This window comes from Mycobacterium adipatum (assembly GCF_001644575.1).
Lineage (GTDB): Bacteria > Actinomycetota > Actinomycetes > Mycobacteriales > Mycobacteriaceae > Mycobacterium > Mycobacterium adipatum.
Genome location: NZ_CP015596.1, coordinates 5317404 through 5332435, shown reverse-complemented (window position 1 = coordinate 5332435; position 15032 = coordinate 5317404). Strand labels below are relative to the sequence as shown.

The window sequence follows — 15032 nt, the reverse complement described above, 5'->3', positions numbered from 1 at the left end:
TCAACACAACCTGCTTTACGTAAAGCACCAACAAGTCCAGGAGGACACCACAGTGGCGAAGGCGAAGTTCGAGCGGACGAAGCCGCACGTCAACATCGGGACCATCGGTCACGTTGACCACGGCAAGACCACGCTGACTGCAGCAATCACCAAGGTTCTGCACGACAAGTACCCCGATTTGAACGAGTCGCGCGCATTCGACCAGATCGACAATGCGCCCGAAGAGCGTCAGCGCGGTATCACGATCAACATCTCCCACGTGGAGTACCAGACCGAGAAGCGTCACTACGCGCACGTCGACGCCCCCGGTCACGCTGACTACATCAAGAACATGATCACCGGTGCCGCCCAGATGGACGGCGCAATCCTGGTGGTCGCCGCCACTGACGGTCCGATGCCGCAGACCCGCGAGCACGTGCTGCTCGCCCGCCAGGTCGGCGTGCCCTACATCCTGGTCGCGCTGAACAAGTCGGACATGGTCGACGACGAAGAACTGCTGGAGCTCGTCGAGCTCGAGGTCCGCGAGCTGCTGGCCGCGCAGGACTTCGACGAGGACGCCCCGGTCGTTCAGGTCTCGGCGCTCAAGGCGCTGGAGGGTGACCCGAAGTGGGTCGAGTCCGTCCAGAAGCTGATGGAAGCCGTCGACGAGTCCATCCCGGACCCGGTCCGCGAGACCGACAAGCCGTTCCTGATGCCCGTCGAGGACGTCTTCACCATCACCGGCCGCGGCACCGTGGTGACCGGTCGCGTCGAGCGTGGCGTGATCAACGTGAACGAGGACGTCGAGATCGTCGGCATCCGTCCGACCACCACCAAGACCACGGTCACCGGTGTCGAGATGTTCCGCAAGCTGCTCGATCAGGGCCAGGCCGGTGACAACGTCGGTCTGCTGGTTCGTGGCATCAAGCGCGAAGATGTCGAGCGTGGCCAGGTTGTCGTCAAGCCCGGCACCACCACCCCGCACACCGAGTTCGAGGGCAGCGTCTACATCCTGTCCAAGGACGAGGGTGGCCGCCACACGCCGTTCTTCAACAACTACCGTCCGCAGTTCTACTTCCGCACCACGGACGTGACCGGCGTTGTGACCCTGCCCGAGGGCACCGAGATGGTGATGCCCGGTGACAACACCGACATCTCCGTCAAGCTGATCCAGCCCGTCGCCATGGACGAGGGCCTGCGGTTCGCCATCCGTGAGGGTGGACGCACCGTCGGCGCCGGCCGGGTTACCAAGATCATCAAGTAAGTCTGTTCCACACCAGAGCGGCGCTCACCCGAAAGGGTGGGCGCCGCTTTGCTTTTCGCCCACACCCCGTCTGTGCGAAACTCGCGTACCGGTTGCTGCAAGCACGCAGACAGCAACCGGTACGCGAGTTTCGCCGCGCCTTTGGGGGCTAGAGGTCCTCGATGCTCAGGATGCCGTCCTGCACCGCGCGGGCGATCAGCGCGGCCTTGGTGGGTGCCGGCCTGCCGACGGCGGCGTACTTCGCCCGGGCCCGCTGCAGGTGGGTGCGCACCGTCGACGGTTCGATGAACAGCCGCTTGGCGACGAACTCCTTGTTCTCCGTCTGGAACCAGGCGATCAGCACCTCGCGTTCCCGGGTGCTCAGCCCGGGCCGCCCGACGGTGCGGTCGTTGAACAACGCCTTGGCCATCCGCGGGCCCACATACGGGGTGTTGGCGTGGGCGGCATACACCGCGTCGAACAGATGCTGCTTGTCCTCGCCCTTGGCCAGGAACGTGGTGGCACCGGCATCCAGACTGGACAGGATGACCTCATCGGTGGCCATGTGTGAGTAGACGATCACCCGGTGCCCGGCTTCGCAGACCTGCCGCAGGGTGTCGAATTCGGGCTGAAAACGGTCGTACTGGAGATCGAACAGGACCACCTCGATGTCCTCGCCGCCCACGGGGTGGTCGGCGAGGAAGGAGGTGGGGTTCGGGTAGTCGGCGACCAGATCGATGGGCGGGGTGCAGCCGGCAAACCAGGCGCGGACGCCGGCGTGGATCACATCGTGATCGTCGATCAGTGCAACCGTGATGGCTTCCGTCGTTTTACCCACCCCGCGATTCACGGTCCTAGTCATGCAGGCCAACCGGCGTCAAGGAGGCCAGAAACCCGGACCTCAGCGCATTCCAGTACACAGACTGTACCCCCAGCAAACTCGATGTGAAGCCCCAACTTCACATGTTGGCTAACAGAATTGTCGCCGGGGTAGATTTTAAGCGATCTCGGCGCGCGGCACGGAGTCAATGGCGGTATCGGCCATCTCGTGATGCACGCTGATCCACACGGTTCCGCCGATCTCGGTCACCTCGATGCGCGGCTCGTCGACGGTGCCGGGCCGCGGTTGGACACCCATCCCGCCGTCATCGCAGAGGATGCTGGCGATCAGTTCGCCGGGAACCACGGTCAGGCCCAGCCGGGCGTGCTCGGTGGCGCGGGACAGGGCGGCTTCGATGGGCGCCAGCAGCCGGCGACGCTGCTCGCGGTCCAGCCGCGGCAGGTCGTTGTCGGCGTTCAGCGACACCACCACCCCGCGCGCGTCGGCATCCTCGATGGCCTGGCGCAGCTCGGCGACCAGGGGGTGCCCGAAGGTGCGGGCCTGGAAGATGTACAGCCGCAGCCGGCGTGATTCGATGCGGGCGCGCCACCGGATATCGGCGTCGATGGTGCCGGTGCTCAACGTCTGCAGCAAGGGGAACACCCCGCGGATCAGCTTGGCGGTGCGCCGCACGTAGTCGTCGTACAAGGCCTCGTTGATCCGCCGTTGCGCATCTTTGGCCCAGCGGTCCCGGATCTCCTCGGCGGCAGTGGCGTTGGCGTTACGCAGCATCACCGGGAAGGCCAGCACGAAGAGCTGCACCACGAAGATGCCGGCGGTGTAGAGCGCCAGGTTGTAGGCGGTGGCCATGCCCGGATAGGCCACGAAGTTCAGGATGGCGGTGCCCAGCCAGAACGCGATCATCACCCCTGCGGCCAGTGCCGGCCGCAGCCGCAGCAGGTAGGGCAGCACGCACAGGGTGGTCGCCAGCAGCGGCCATTGCGCCGGCCCGCCGAGCATGTTGTGCGGTAGCAGATTGGCTTGCACGTAGATGATCGCCGCCATCACGATCAGCGCGGGCACGGTGAGATTCGGTTGCCGGTCCAGCACCCGCGGGATGCCGGCGAGCGCCACCAGCGCCGCCAGCCCGCCGAGGACGAACTGCGCCACGGGATGATCGGTGCTGTTCGCCGCGTAGGGCACCGCCAGCGCCAGCTGGACAAAGGCAAAGGCCACGATGCCCAGGCCGAATCGCACGAAGATCCGCTCGGTGAGCTGGTCGACGTCCTCGACGTGCGGGCCGCCGGGGGGTGCGCCCTGCAGCTGGTGCCAGTTGATGGTGACGACGGTGCCCTCCCCCGGGGTGGAGCGCACCGAGGCGGTGCCGTTGGCGCGTCGCATCCGGCCGACGATCGATTCCGCGAGGCCGTGGCCGAGGCTGGTGGTGAGGGGATCGAAACCGACCCCATCGTCGGTGATGGTCACCGTCGACGGTGAGATGTCGATGACGATGCGCTGCGCCCGGGCGTGCCGATCGGCGTTGTTGATCGCCTCCCGCACCACGGCGACGACGGCATTGGCGGTGCGGCCGTCCAGCGCCAGGCGGTGCAGCCCGGTCACCTCGATCGGAGTCGTCGAGTGCTGGACCTCCACCCTGATCGCGGCGGCGATATCGGTGGCCGATCCGGTGTCCAGTCCGATCGGTTCGCCGGCCAGCAGCGCGAGGTCGCGACTGGCCTGTGCGGCGATGCGTTCCGGTGACACCTCGGCGCCCTCACCGACCAGATGCAGGGTGGAGGCGGCGGTGTCGTGCACCAGCGCCATGTGCTCGAGTTCGTGATCGCGCACCGCCGCGGCGATCGCGTCGCGCAGCGCGGCATCATGGTTGTCGGCGCGGGCCTGGTCGACGCGACGGGCCACCGTCCGGGCGGTCAGCACCAGGACCGTCGTGATGGCCCACTCGACGGCCAGCATGTAGTAGAGCATCGGGATGTGCAGCACCCGGTCCCAGCCGACCACCTGTGCGGACCCCACGGTGTAGGCCGCCGTGATCGCCAGAGCGGCCGGGAAGCTGACCCGTGGTGGTTGAGCGATGGCGACGGTGATCACGGCGACGCCGGCGATGACCTGGGGTACCGAGTTGGTGTAGAGCAGATGCGGGTCGGTGCCGAATACGGGCACCGATGCCGACACCACCAGGACGTAGCAGAAGTCGAGCGCCTGGAACGTCGTCGACCGAGACCGGGTCGCCAACCGGTAGACCGACCAGCACACCAGCAGCGCCAGCGCCACCAGGCCGATATTCGATTCCGGGGTGTTCGGCAGCAACAGCGCACTGATTGACGCCACCAGGGTGACGGTGTTCAGGAGGATGACGGCGAGGTCTTGAGCGTGGGCGATCACCTGCTGTTCGGATACATGTACCGCCGGGTTGTGGCCGCGCTCGAGCACAGGACATTATGTACCGAATGTCAGTGTCAACGTCGGCCAATTGACGGACATTGCCAAACCGCCCCGGGCCGACGGGTGTCATTATCTGAGCGCGTCGAGACGAGGAGCGGTCCATGGTGTGGCGTTATGTGAAGGCACAGCTCATGGTGTTGCTGTGCGGCGGCCTGGTCGGGCCGATCTTCCTTGCCGTCTACTTCGCGACCGGGCAGAGCGAGCTGATGAAGTGGATGTTCTGGACCGGTCTGCTGGTGACCGCCGTCGACGTGCTGGTCGCGTTGGGGATCGCCGGCTATGGCGCGCAGGCGCAGGTCAGGACCGAGCAACTCGAGGCGCACGGTGTGCTGGCGCTGGCGCAGATCACCGGGATGGCGGAGACGAACACCCGGATCAACGAGCGGCCGGTGGTGAAGCTCAACCTGCGCATCTCCGGTCCCGGTATCAACACCTTCGACGCCGAGGACCGGGTGATCGCCGACGTGACCCGGTTGGCGATGCTGACGTCGCGGCGTCTGGCGGTGCTCGTCGATCCGGCCACCGGTCAGTTCCAGATCGACTGGGAACGCAGTGCTTTGATCACCGGTCAGATGCCGGCGACGTTCACCATCGACGCGGACAACAAGACCTACGACCTGTCCGGACAGGTCGAGCCGTTGATGGAGATCCTGCGGATCATGAAGGACAACGGAATCGGCATGAACCGCATGATCGATCTGCGCAACAATCCCGCGGTGCGGGCCCAGGTGCAGGATGCGGTCCGCCGGGCCGCGGCGCACCAGGCGCCCCCGGCGGCTCAGCCGGCCGCCGCGTACCCGGCCCCACCGGTCGGGGTATACCCGCCGCCGGTGCCCGAACCCAGCACCGCGCAACGCTTGCAGGAGCTGGAGACCCTGCGCGCCACCGGGGCCATCTCCGATGACGAATACACCGCCAAACGCCAGCAGATCATCGCCGAGCTCTAGACGACGGCGATAACGGCCGCCTCCCCGATCCGGTTGCGGTAGCGTCCGGCTCAGCTACCGAAGTCCTGGGGAGGGGCGGTGCCGTGACCGCGACGGAAGCCGAGACGAAGGACAACAAGGTCAGCCTGCCGACCCTGACCGCCATGGTCATCGGCTCGATGATCGGCTCCGGAGTGTTCCTGCTGCCGCGTCGGTTCGGCGTGGAGACCGGCGTGGCGGGTGCCCTGATCGCCTGGACCATCGCCGGTGCCGGGATGCTCATGCTGGCCTTCGTATTCCAGCAGCTGGCGACCCGCAAGCCCGACCTGGACGCCGGGATCTACGCCTACGCCCGAGCCGGTTTCGGTGATTACGTCGGGTTCAATTCCGCGTTCGGGTTCTGGGCATCTGCGTGCGCGGGCAACACGTCGTACTGGGTGCTCATCATGGCCACGCTGGGCACGCTGTTCCCGGCCCTGTTCCCGGCGCTGGGAGACGGGTCGACCGTCCTGGCCGTGATCGTGTCGTCGGTCGGGGTGTGGTTGTTCTTCTATCTGATCCTGCGCGGTGTCAAGGAAGCGGCAATCATCAACCGCATCGCGACATTCGCCAAGATCATCCCGATCCTGATGTTCGTCGTCATCGTCATCATCGCGTTCGAGGCCGATGTATTTGCCGGGAACTTTTGGGGCGGTGACGGGAACTACTCGTGGTCAGCGCTTTTCGATCAGGCCAAGGGCACGATGCTGATCACGGTGTTCGTGTTCATGGGAATCGAGGGCGCCAGCGTCTATTCGCGGTTCGCCAAGAGACGTGCGGACGTCGGCAGGGCCACGGTGGTCGGCTTCTTGGCCGTGCTGTCGGTGTTTATGCTCGTCACGCTGTCGTCCTACGGCGTGATGTCGCAGTCCGAGCTGGCCGGTGCCGCGCAGCCCTCGATGGCCGCGGTGCTGGAATCCGTTGTCGGACCGTGGGGTTCGGTGCTCATCCGGGTCGGGGTCATCATCTCGGTGCTGGGCGCCTATCTGGCGTGGACATTGATGGCCGCGGAGATCCTGTTCCTGCCCGCCCGATCCGAGGACATGCCGAGATTCTTGGCCCGCGAGAACGCCAACGGCGCGCCGGTCAATGCCCTGATCATGGCCGCCGGACTGGTGCAGTTGCTGCTGATCCTGCTGGTGTTCTCCGACGATGCGCTGAATTTCATGCTCGATCTGACCGCCGCGCTCGCGCTCATCCCGTACCTGCTCGCGGCAAGTTACGCCCTGAAGCTCACGATCACGCGTGAGACATATTCGGATGCAACGTCATTGATTCCCCACATGGTGGTCTCGGCGGTCGCCACGTTGTACACGCTGTTCCTGGTCTACGCGGCGGGCTGGGATCACCTACTGTTGTCGTGCATCCTCTACGCCCCCGGAGCGCTGCTGTACTGGATGGCCCGCCGCCAACGCGGACTGCGGGTGTTCACCCCGGCCGAGGCCGTGTTGTTCGCCGTCATCGTGGCCGGTGCCGTTGCCGGCGTGGTGTCCCTGGTCACCGGCGCGATCACGATCTGAGAGGACTGAGCAGCTATGACCACCAAACCGTCTGACGCCTACGGGGTGCACTCCGAGGTCGGCACGCTGCGCAAGGTGCTGGTGTGCGCGCCGGGCCTCGCCCACGAACGGCTGACACCGACCAACTGCGACGACTTGCTCTTCGACGATGTGCTGTGGGTGCAGAACGCCCGACGCGACCACCTGGACTTCATGGACAAGATGCGCGCACGCGGTGTCGAGGTCGTCGAACTGCACGACCTGCTCACCGAGACCATGGCGATCGCCGAGGCGAAGGACTGGTTGCTCGACCGCAAGATCACGGCCAACGAGGTGGGTCTGGGCCTCGTCGAGGACACCCGCGGCTTCCTGGATTCCCTGCAGCCGCGTCGACTGGCCGAGCTGCTCATCGGTGGCATGTCGACCCTCGACCTGCCCGCGGACATCCAATCCGGGTACCGCGCGCTGACCCGGGAGGACACCCGGGTCGCCGAATACCTGATGCCCCCATTGCCCAACACGCTCTATACCCGGGACACCACCTGCTGGATTTACGGCGGGGTGACGCTGAATCCGCTGTACTGGCCGGCCCGTCAGGACGAGACGCTGTTGATGAAGGCGATCTACGAGTTCCACCCGGACTATGTGGGATCGACGGTGTGGTGGGGCGATCCCGAGAAACAGTGGGGACTGGCCACCATCGAGGGCGGCGACGTACTGATTCCCGGTAACGGTGTGGTGCTCATCGGGATGAGTGAGCGCACATCACGCCAGGCCATCACCCAGGTGGCCGCCGAACTGTTCGCCAACGGCGGTGCCGAGAAGGTGATTGTGGCCGGGATGCCGAAGCTCCGCGCCGCCATGCACCTGGACACCGTGTTCACCTTCGCCGACCGCGATGTGGTGACGATCTATCCCGACATCGTGGACAACATCGCGTCGTTCACCCTGTTGCCCAGCGACTCAGATCCCGGCGTCGAGGTGATCGAGGAGGGCAAGCCGTTCACCGAAGTGGTGGCCGCCGCATTGGGTCTGCCGCGGTTGCGCATCGTCGAGACGGGCGGCACCCAGTACGACTCGGAGCGCCAGCAGTGGGACAGCGGCAACAACCTCGTCGCGGTCGAACCCGGAGTGGTCTTCGCCTACGACCGCAACACCCACACCAACTCGTTGCTGCGGAAGGCCGGCGTGGAGGTCATCACCATCGTGGGCGCCGAACTGGGCCGCGGACGCGGTGGCGGACACTGCATGACCTGCCCCATCATCCGGGACGCGGTCGTCTTCTAGTTGCCGCCGCAATCACTAGAACACGTTTCAGTTCTACTGCTAGCCTGACGCGGGACCGATGGGGTTATTTGGGAAGGACCGGCTCATGACGGCGGCAAGCGAGACACTCGAGGGCCGGGTTGCCTTCATCACCGGCGCCGCCCGCGGCCAGGGACGGGCGCACGCCATCCGGCTGGCCAACGAGGGCGCCGACATCATCGCCTCCGATATCTGTGCGCCGGTCTCGAGCTCGGTGACCTATCCTGCCGCCACCGCCGAGGACTTGGCCGAGACGGTGCGGGCGGTGGAGGCCACCGGGCGCAAGGTGCTCGCCCGCGCGGTGGACATCCGTGACCTGGAAGCCCAGGAGCAGCTGGTGGCCGACGCTGTGGAGCAATTCGGCCGGCTCGATATCGTGGTGGCCAACGCGGGTGTGCTCAGCTGGGGCCGGGTCTGGGAACTCACCCCCGAACAGTGGGACACCGTGATCGACGTGAACCTCAACGGCACCTGGCGCACCATTCGGGCCACCGTGCCGGCGATGATCGAAGCGGGCAACGGCGGATCGATCATCATCGTCAGCTCCTCGGCCGGGATGAAAGCCACACCGGGCAACGGGCATTACGCCGCGTCCAAACACGGCCTGACCGCGTTGACCAACTCGCTGGCACTGGAGGTCGGCGAGTACGGCATCCGGGTGAACTCCATCCATCCGTACTCCATCGACACCCCGATGATCGAGCCCGAGGCGATGGGTGCGCTCTTCGGGAAGCACCCGAGTTTCCTGCACAGCTTCGCGCCGATGCCGTATCACCGGGTGACCGACGGCAAGAGCGAGGGACTGGCCGCGTTCATGGCGCCCGAAGAGGTCTCCAACGTGGTGGCCTGGCTGGCCGGCGACGGGTCCGCCACCCTGTCGGGCAGCCAGATCGCCGTGGACCGCGGCGTCATGAAGTACTAGCCGATAGTCATCGCTTCGGCGAAACGCTCCATCGCCCAGTCGATCTCGTCCTTGGTGATCACCAGCGGCGGGGCGAAGCGGAGCGTCTGACCGTGGGTGTCCTTCACCAGCACCCCGCGTTCGGCCAACCGCAGGCTCACCTGTTTGCCGGTGCCGACCTGTGCGTCGATGTCGACACCCGCCCACAGGCCCTTGCCGCGCACCGCGGTGACGCCGGGGACGCCGGCCAGCCGGTGGTGCAGATGCTCGCCGAGTTCGGTTGAGCGGGATTGGTATTCGCCGGTATTGAGGATCTCGACAACGGTGGATCCGATGGCGGCGGCCAGCGGATTGCCGCCGAATGTGGAGCCGTGCTCGCCGGGGTGCAGCACACCGAGGATGTCGCGGTTGGCGATGACCGCAGACAGGGGGACGACCCCACCGCCGAGTGCCTTGCCCAACAGATAGATATCGGGCACCACATCCCAGTGGTCGCAGGCGAAGGTGCGGCCGGTCCGGGCCAGCCCGGACTGGATCTCGTCGGCGATCATCAGCACGTTGTGCTCGGTGCACAGCGCGCGCACCCGCGGCAGGAAGTCCGCCGGTGGCACGATGATGCCGGCCTCGCCCTGGATCGGTTCCAGCAGCACGGCGACGGTGTTCCCGTCGATGGCCGCGGCCAGCGCGGCGGCATCGCCGAAGGGCACCGCCCGGAACCCGGGGGTGAACGGGCCGAACCCACCGCGGGCCGTCTGGTCATCGGAGAAGCTGATGATCGTGGTGGTGCGGCCGTGAAAGTTGTTGCGGGCCACGATGATGTTGGCCTGGCCGGCCGGAACGCCCTTGACGTCGGAACCCCATTTGCGGGCGACCTTGATCGCACTCTCGACGGCCTCGGCGCCACTGTTCATCGGCAGCACCATGTCCTTACCGCACATCGCGGCCAACGCCCGGCAGAACGGACCGAGACGGTCGGAGTGGAACGCGCGGCTCACCAGCGTGACGGCATCGAGTTGGGCGTGGGCGGCGGCGGTGATGACCGGGTTGCGATGACCGAAGTTCACCGCAGAGTAGGCGGCCAGGCAGTCCAGGTAGCGGCGGCCGTCCACGTCGGTGATCCAGGCGCCCTCGGCGCTGGCGGCGACCACCGGCAGCGGGGCGTAGTTGTGGGCGGTGTAGCGGTCATCGAGCGCGATCGCCGCGCTCGTGCGGGTGCTGATATCGCTCACGATGCTCACGCGGACCCCTCGCACACTCGCCGCCCGCACCCGGGGCCGATGGTTCGCTCGCTCATGGGTGCACCTCCAGCGTGCAGCATTTGATCGACCCGCCGCCCTTGAGCAGTTCGGACAGGTCCACGCCGATCGGCTCGAAGCCGGCTTCGCGCAATTGCTCGGCGAATCCGGTCGCGTTGACCGGCAGGATGACGTGCCGGCCGTCGGAGACCGCGTTGAGGCCGAGTACGAAGGCGTCGGCGGTCGCCACCTCGATGGCGGTGGGAAACAGCGCGCGCAGTTGGGTGAGTGCGGTCTCGGAGAAGGCCGGCGGGTAGTAGGCGAGGGTGACCTCGCCGTCCTCGGCTCCGTCGCTGAGCACCGTGAGCGCGGTGTCGAGGTGGTAGAAGCGCGGGTCGATGAGCTCCAGGCTGATCACCGGCAGTCCGGTGATCGCGGCCACCTCGTCGTGCGCGCGCCGGTCGGTGCGAAAACCGTAGCCGGCCAAGACCGTCGAGCCGGCTACCAGGAGATCCCCCTGCCCTTCGTTGTGGTGGTGGGTGCGCTCGGGCCGATGACCGGCCGCGGCCATCCAGGCGGCATAGGCGTCGGCCTCGGCCGCGCGCTGGGCGAAGGTGAAGTTCGCGACGACGGCCCGGTCGTTGACGATGAGCCCGCCGTTGGCGGCGTAGACCATGTCCGGCAGTCCGGCGACCGGGTCCACCGCCTCGACGGTGTGGCCCAGCTGGGTGTAGGTGTCCCGCAGTGCCTCCCACTGGCGCAGTGCGTGATTCACGTCGACGGGGACGCTGGGGTCCATCCACGGGTTGATGGCGTATTCGACGGCGAAGTGGTGCGGCGCCGTCATCACGAAGTGGCGGGTGCGGGCCCGGCGGACGGGCGTGGTCACGGCGGCGGTGAGATCGGAGACCGTCATGATGATGACGGTATTCGGCATCGGTGAAGCAATCAATCGCCGTATATTGCGTCTGTAGTATCGATTTATTGCGCTACAGATGCCCAGGCGGCGATTCATTGTTCAACGAGAGGTGGTGGACGGTGGACGAGACCGATGAGCGCATCCTCGCCGAGTTGACCGACGACGCGCGCGCGACCTTCGCCGACATCGGGCAGCGGGTGAACCTGTCGGCGCCCGCGGTGAAACGACGGGTCGACCGGATGCTGGAGCGCGGCGTCATCCGCGGATTCACCGCGGTGGTGGATCGCAACGCGCTGGGCTGGACCACGGAGGCTTATGTGCAGGTCTATTGCCACGGCACCATCGCACCGAGTGCGCTGCGCCAGGCCTGGGTGGACATTCCGGAAGTGGTCAGCGCGGCCACGGTGACCGGCACCGCCGATGCCATCCTGCACGTGCTGGCCCGCGATATGCGCCATCTGGAGGACGCCCTGGAGCGCATCCGGGCCAGCGCCGACATCGAGCGCAGCGAGAGCATCGTGGTGCTCTCGAACATCATCGAGCGCAGCCGGTCCTGAGCGGTACCGCCGGGGTGGTGGACTACACAAGCGCGCCATCGTGTAAGAAACTCCACGTGGCAACCAATGGGGGCATCGTCATTGTCGGTGGTGGGCTGGCTGCAGCCCGCACGGCCGAACAATTGCGCCGCGCCGAATACACCGGACCGATCACCATCGTCAGCGACGAACAGCACCTGCCGTACGACCGGCCGCCGCTGTCCAAGGAAGTTCTGCGCAACCCCGAGCACGATGTGGTGCTCAAGCCGCAGGAGTTCTACGACGAGCGCAACATCACGCTGCGTCTCGGTGCGGCCGCGCAATCGGTGGACACCGCGGCGAAGGTGCTGACCCTGGCCGACGGCTCGGCGCTGGAATATGACGAACTGGTCATCGCCACCGGCCTTGCGCCCAAACGGATCCCCTCCTTTCCCGATCTGGAGGGCATCCGGGTGCTGCGCTCCATCGGCGAGAGCGCGGCGCTGCGTGAGCACGCCGCCACCGCCCGGCGCGCGGTCATCATCGGTGCCGGCTTCATCGGATGTGAGGTGGCCGCCAGCCTGCGTCAGCTCGGCGTCGATGTGGTGATCGTCGAACCCCAGCCGACCCCGCTGGCCTCGGTGCTCGGTGAGCAGATCGGTGCGCTGGTCACCCGGCTGCACGAGGCCGAGGGCGTCGATGTGCGCTGCGGCGTCGGGGTGGCCTCGGTGGCCGGCACCGGCAAGGTGGAGAAGGTGGTGCTCTCCGACGGCACCGAGTTGGACGCCGATGTCGTGGTGGTCGGTATCGGTTCGTATCCGGTGACCGGGTGGCTCGAGGGCAGCGGTATCGCGGTGGACAACGGCGTGGTGTGCGATGACGCCGGCCGGACCAGCGCCGAACATGTCTGGGCCATCGGCGATGTGGCGTCCTGGCGTTCCGAGGTGGGCCACCAGGTACGCGTCGAGCACTGGAGCAATGTCGCCGAGCAGGCCCGCGTGCTGGTGCCGGCGATTCTCGGTCAGGAGCCGGGCAGCGCCGCGATCTCGGTGCCGTATTTCTGGAGTGACCAGTACGACGTCAAGATCCAATGCCTCGGTGAACCGGCGGCCGACGATGTGGTGCACATCGTCGAGGACGACGGTCGCAAGTTCCTCGCCTACTACGAGCGCGACGGTGTGGTGACCGCCGTCGTGGGCGGCGGCATGCCCGGCAGGGTGATGAAAGCCCGCGGCAAGATCGCCGCCGGCGCCCCGATCGCCGACGTACTGCCCGCTTCTTCGTGATTTGTGGAGTCTTAGCCGGAACCATTCCGGCTAAGACTCCACAAATCGCTAGTGCTGGCCCAGGTAGAACCGGGCGCCCTGGTCGTCGGCGCACAGCGCGGACTTGCCGTAGGACTGTGTCGACGGCTCCTCGATGACGGTTCCGCCGGCCGCCCGCACCCGTTCGGCGGCGGCGTCGACATCCTCGACGGTCCACATCGGCACGGTCACCGGGGTCTGCGACCCGCCGGCCATGCCGGCCATCGGGTGCGCGTTCTGCACCGCCCAGCCGTCGTGGATCCGCCCGGGTTCGAACGTCCAGTGCAGCACCCGGGAGTAGAACGCCCGGAAGTCCGCGGAGTCCTCGGCGAAGTAGGTGATGTAGGACAGTTCGCCCGGACCGGTGCCGTTGAGTGCAGGCCGTGCGGTGCCCACCGTGTCCCGGTACACCGCGAACGCGGTGCCGGACGGGTCGACGGCGTCCAGGACGGTGCCGAACTCGCGCCGCTGCGGTTCGCCGACGGAGCCGCCGCCGGCCAGGATGGCCTCGCGGGCGGCATCCAGATCGTCGACGGCGTAGCAGCAGAACAGGGTGCCCGGGCCGGCGGTCTCGTGGACGCCCATCGACAGGCTGGATCCGGCGACGTGGTGCCCGTCGAAAGACCAGCCGAGCACGGCTGAGTAGAACGCCTCGGCCCGCGCTGCGTCGGGGGTGTTGATCGACACGTAGCCGACGTCGCCGTGCTTGATTCGCACCCGGGCGCCGGTGATCGGGCCCGAGAGCATCCAGCGGTGCCCGGCGGGGTCGATGATGGTGGCGCCCCGTGAGCCGTGGTCCTCGTAGACGTCGCGCAGCACGGTGGCCCCGTGGTCGCGGGCTCGTTGCAGTGCGGCGTCGGTGTCGGTGACCGGCAGCATCAAGCTCACCGAAACAGACTGCGGAGCAGGGGCTTTGAGGCCCAACTCGGGGAACTCATCGGCCAGGTAGAGTACCCCGTCGCCGATGGCGAGTTCGGCATGACCGACCCGGCCGTCGCCCATCAGGATCGGCTCGCCGAGGACGGTCGCCCCCAGCGCCTCGACGTACCAGGCGATGGCGGCCTGCGCGTCGGGCACCGCCAGGTACGGGATCGCGGCGGGTCGCGGGGGAGCGCTCGTGGTGGTCGAATTCAGTTCTGCGATAGCGGTATCGGTGCCGCTCATGACAACTCCTGACGTGTTCGCGGGCAGGGTGAGGGCCGATTCCAGTCGTGCGCGCAGCCGGTCTGCGAACGCCGGATCGGGTGCCACCGGGAGTTCGTCGCCGTGCAGCACGGCCAGGGGATCCTGGCTGTTGATGTCCCGGTGGTTGTTCACGACGGCCCTCCTTCCGGTGACGGGTAGTGCGATCTGAAGGCGCGGCGGGCCCGCACCAGCAGGGTCTCGGTGGCGTGCACGGTGCGCCCGATCAATTCCGCGCATTCACCGACCGTGCAGTCGTCGAGATACCGCAGCGCCAGCACGGTGCGGTGGTGCTCGGGCAACTGCGCGAGCACCGCCTCGGCGACGATGCGGTCCAGTTCGGCATCCCAGTCGTCGGCGGGATCCTCGGCTTCGGGCAGTTCGGCCATCGGCACGCTCAAGCGCGCGTGCCTACGCCGATAGTGGTCGGCGAGTTTGTGCCGGGCCACCCCGATCAGCCACGGCACCGTCATCGGTGGCGGTGCCGGTTTGCGCGCCGCATCCATGGCCGCCAGGAAGGTGTCGGAGGTCAGATCCTCGGCGGTGGCGCGGTCACCGCAGCGCCGGGTGAAGTACCCGTACACCACCGGCAGTGCCTCGTCGTAGAGCTCCAACAGCTCCCGAGGGGCATCGCGGTGACCCGATTCGACGCTCACACCCTTATCGTCGCCGCCCGAAGCCGAACTCCGACACCCCCATTTT

13 protein-coding genes are annotated in these 15032 nt (G+C 67.0%); 7 read left to right on the top strand and 6 right to left on the bottom strand.

Translation table 11 applies throughout. From position 1 onward, the window contains the following. The first annotated feature begins 52 nt into the window (after positions 1 to 52). The gene (gene tuf, locus A7U43_RS25400; RefSeq protein ID WP_068000509.1) at positions 53 to 1243 is read left to right on the top strand and encodes an elongation factor Tu; all 1191 of its coding nucleotides are present in this window, start codon (positions 53 to 55) and stop codon (positions 1241 to 1243) included. Positions 1244 to 1391: 148 nt separating this feature from the next. Here tuf and A7U43_RS25395 read toward each other — a convergent pair whose 3' ends face one another. Both A7U43_RS25395 and A7U43_RS25390 read right to left on the bottom strand, forming a co-directional pair. Further along, a complete protein-coding gene (locus tag A7U43_RS25395; RefSeq protein WP_231963463.1) occupies positions 1392 to 2060 on the bottom strand; it encodes a LuxR C-terminal-related transcriptional regulator in 669 nt (222 codons plus the stop codon). Positions 2061 to 2219: 159 nt separating this feature from the next. Further along, positions 2220 to 4493, bottom strand: a complete 2274-nt coding sequence (locus A7U43_RS25390) for a sensor histidine kinase (RefSeq protein ID WP_068000503.1) — start codon at positions 4491 to 4493, stop codon at positions 2220 to 2222. Positions 4494 to 4606: 113 nt separating this feature from the next. Here A7U43_RS25390 and A7U43_RS25385 point away from each other — a divergent pair, with 113 nt between their 5' ends. The 4 genes from A7U43_RS25385 (at position 4607) to A7U43_RS25370 (ending at position 9196) form a co-directional block, all read left to right on the top strand. Beyond that, positions 4607 to 5452: an SHOCT domain-containing protein gene (locus A7U43_RS25385; protein WP_068000501.1), complete on the top strand. Its 846-nt coding sequence runs from the start codon at positions 4607 to 4609 to the stop codon at positions 5450 to 5452. A gap of 143 nt (positions 5453 to 5595) precedes the next feature. Continuing rightward, positions 5596 to 6990, top strand: coding sequence for a basic amino acid/polyamine antiporter (locus A7U43_RS25380; protein ID WP_231963732.1), 1395 nt, complete (start codon positions 5596 to 5598; stop codon positions 6988 to 6990). 15 nt (positions 6991 to 7005) lie between these two features. Then, positions 7006 to 8256 (top strand): arginine deiminase, encoded by a 1251-nt coding sequence (gene arcA, locus A7U43_RS25375; protein ID WP_068000495.1) that lies wholly within the window; start codon positions 7006 to 7008, stop codon positions 8254 to 8256. An 85-nt stretch (positions 8257 to 8341) separates the two neighbouring features. Next, complete coding sequence (locus A7U43_RS25370; protein WP_068000493.1) at positions 8342 to 9196, top strand: mycofactocin-coupled SDR family oxidoreductase; 855 nt, start codon at positions 8342 to 8344, stop codon at positions 9194 to 9196. On the opposite strand, the gene rocD is transcribed toward A7U43_RS25370, so the two are convergent. Both rocD and ddaH read right to left on the bottom strand, forming a co-directional pair. Next, positions 9193 to 10413 carry an ornithine--oxo-acid transaminase gene (rocD, locus tag A7U43_RS25365; protein WP_068000490.1) on the bottom strand — a complete coding sequence of 407 codons (1221 nt, stop codon included), beginning with the start codon at positions 10411 to 10413 and terminating at the stop codon, positions 9193 to 9195. The genes A7U43_RS25370 and rocD overlap by 4 nt on opposite strands. Positions 10414 to 10465: 52 nt before the next feature. Beyond that, on the bottom strand, positions 10466 to 11326 hold the full coding sequence (gene ddaH, locus A7U43_RS25360) for a dimethylargininase (RefSeq protein WP_068003764.1): 861 nt from the start codon (positions 11324 to 11326) through the stop codon (positions 10466 to 10468). A gap of 122 nt (positions 11327 to 11448) precedes the next feature. On the opposite strand from ddaH, the gene A7U43_RS25355 reads away from it, so the two are divergent. Both A7U43_RS25355 and A7U43_RS25350 read left to right on the top strand, forming a co-directional pair. Further along, a complete protein-coding gene (locus A7U43_RS25355; protein ID WP_068003761.1) occupies positions 11449 to 11886 on the top strand; it encodes an Lrp/AsnC family transcriptional regulator in 438 nt (145 codons plus the stop codon). Between the two features lie 56 nt (positions 11887 to 11942). Further along, positions 11943 to 13130 carry an NAD(P)/FAD-dependent oxidoreductase gene (locus A7U43_RS25350; RefSeq protein ID WP_068000488.1) on the top strand — a complete coding sequence of 396 codons (1188 nt, stop codon included), beginning with the start codon at positions 11943 to 11945 and terminating at the stop codon, positions 13128 to 13130. Between the two features lie 48 nt (positions 13131 to 13178). On the opposite strand, the gene A7U43_RS25345 is transcribed toward A7U43_RS25350, so the two are convergent. Then, positions 13179 to 14465 carry a VOC family protein gene (locus A7U43_RS25345; protein WP_231963462.1) on the bottom strand — a complete coding sequence of 429 codons (1287 nt, stop codon included), beginning with the start codon at positions 14463 to 14465 and terminating at the stop codon, positions 13179 to 13181. Next, complete coding sequence (locus A7U43_RS25340; RefSeq protein WP_068000485.1) at positions 14462 to 14986, bottom strand: RNA polymerase sigma factor; 525 nt, start codon at positions 14984 to 14986, stop codon at positions 14462 to 14464. The genes A7U43_RS25345 and A7U43_RS25340 overlap by 4 nt, the downstream gene beginning before the upstream one ends. Between the last annotated feature and the right edge of the window lie 46 nt (positions 14987 to 15032).

Bases quoted from the DNA above. Each gene is read 5' to 3' on its own strand.
- A7U43_RS25385 (WP_068000501.1), top strand. From the start codon at position 4,607: ATGGTGTGGCGTTATGTGAAGGCACAGCTCATGGTGTTGCTGTGCGGC.
- A7U43_RS25380 (WP_231963732.1), top strand. From the start codon at position 5,596: ATGGTCATCGGCTCGATGATCGGCTCCGGAGTGTTCCTGCTGCCGCGT.
- arcA (WP_068000495.1), top strand. From the start codon at position 7,006: ATGACCACCAAACCGTCTGACGCCTACGGGGTGCACTCCGAGGTCGGC.
- A7U43_RS25370 (WP_068000493.1), top strand. From the start codon at position 8,342: ATGACGGCGGCAAGCGAGACACTCGAGGGCCGGGTTGCCTTCATCACC.
- ddaH (WP_068003764.1), bottom strand. From the start codon at position 11,326: ATGACGGTCTCCGATCTCACCGCCGCCGTGACCACGCCCGTCCGCCGG.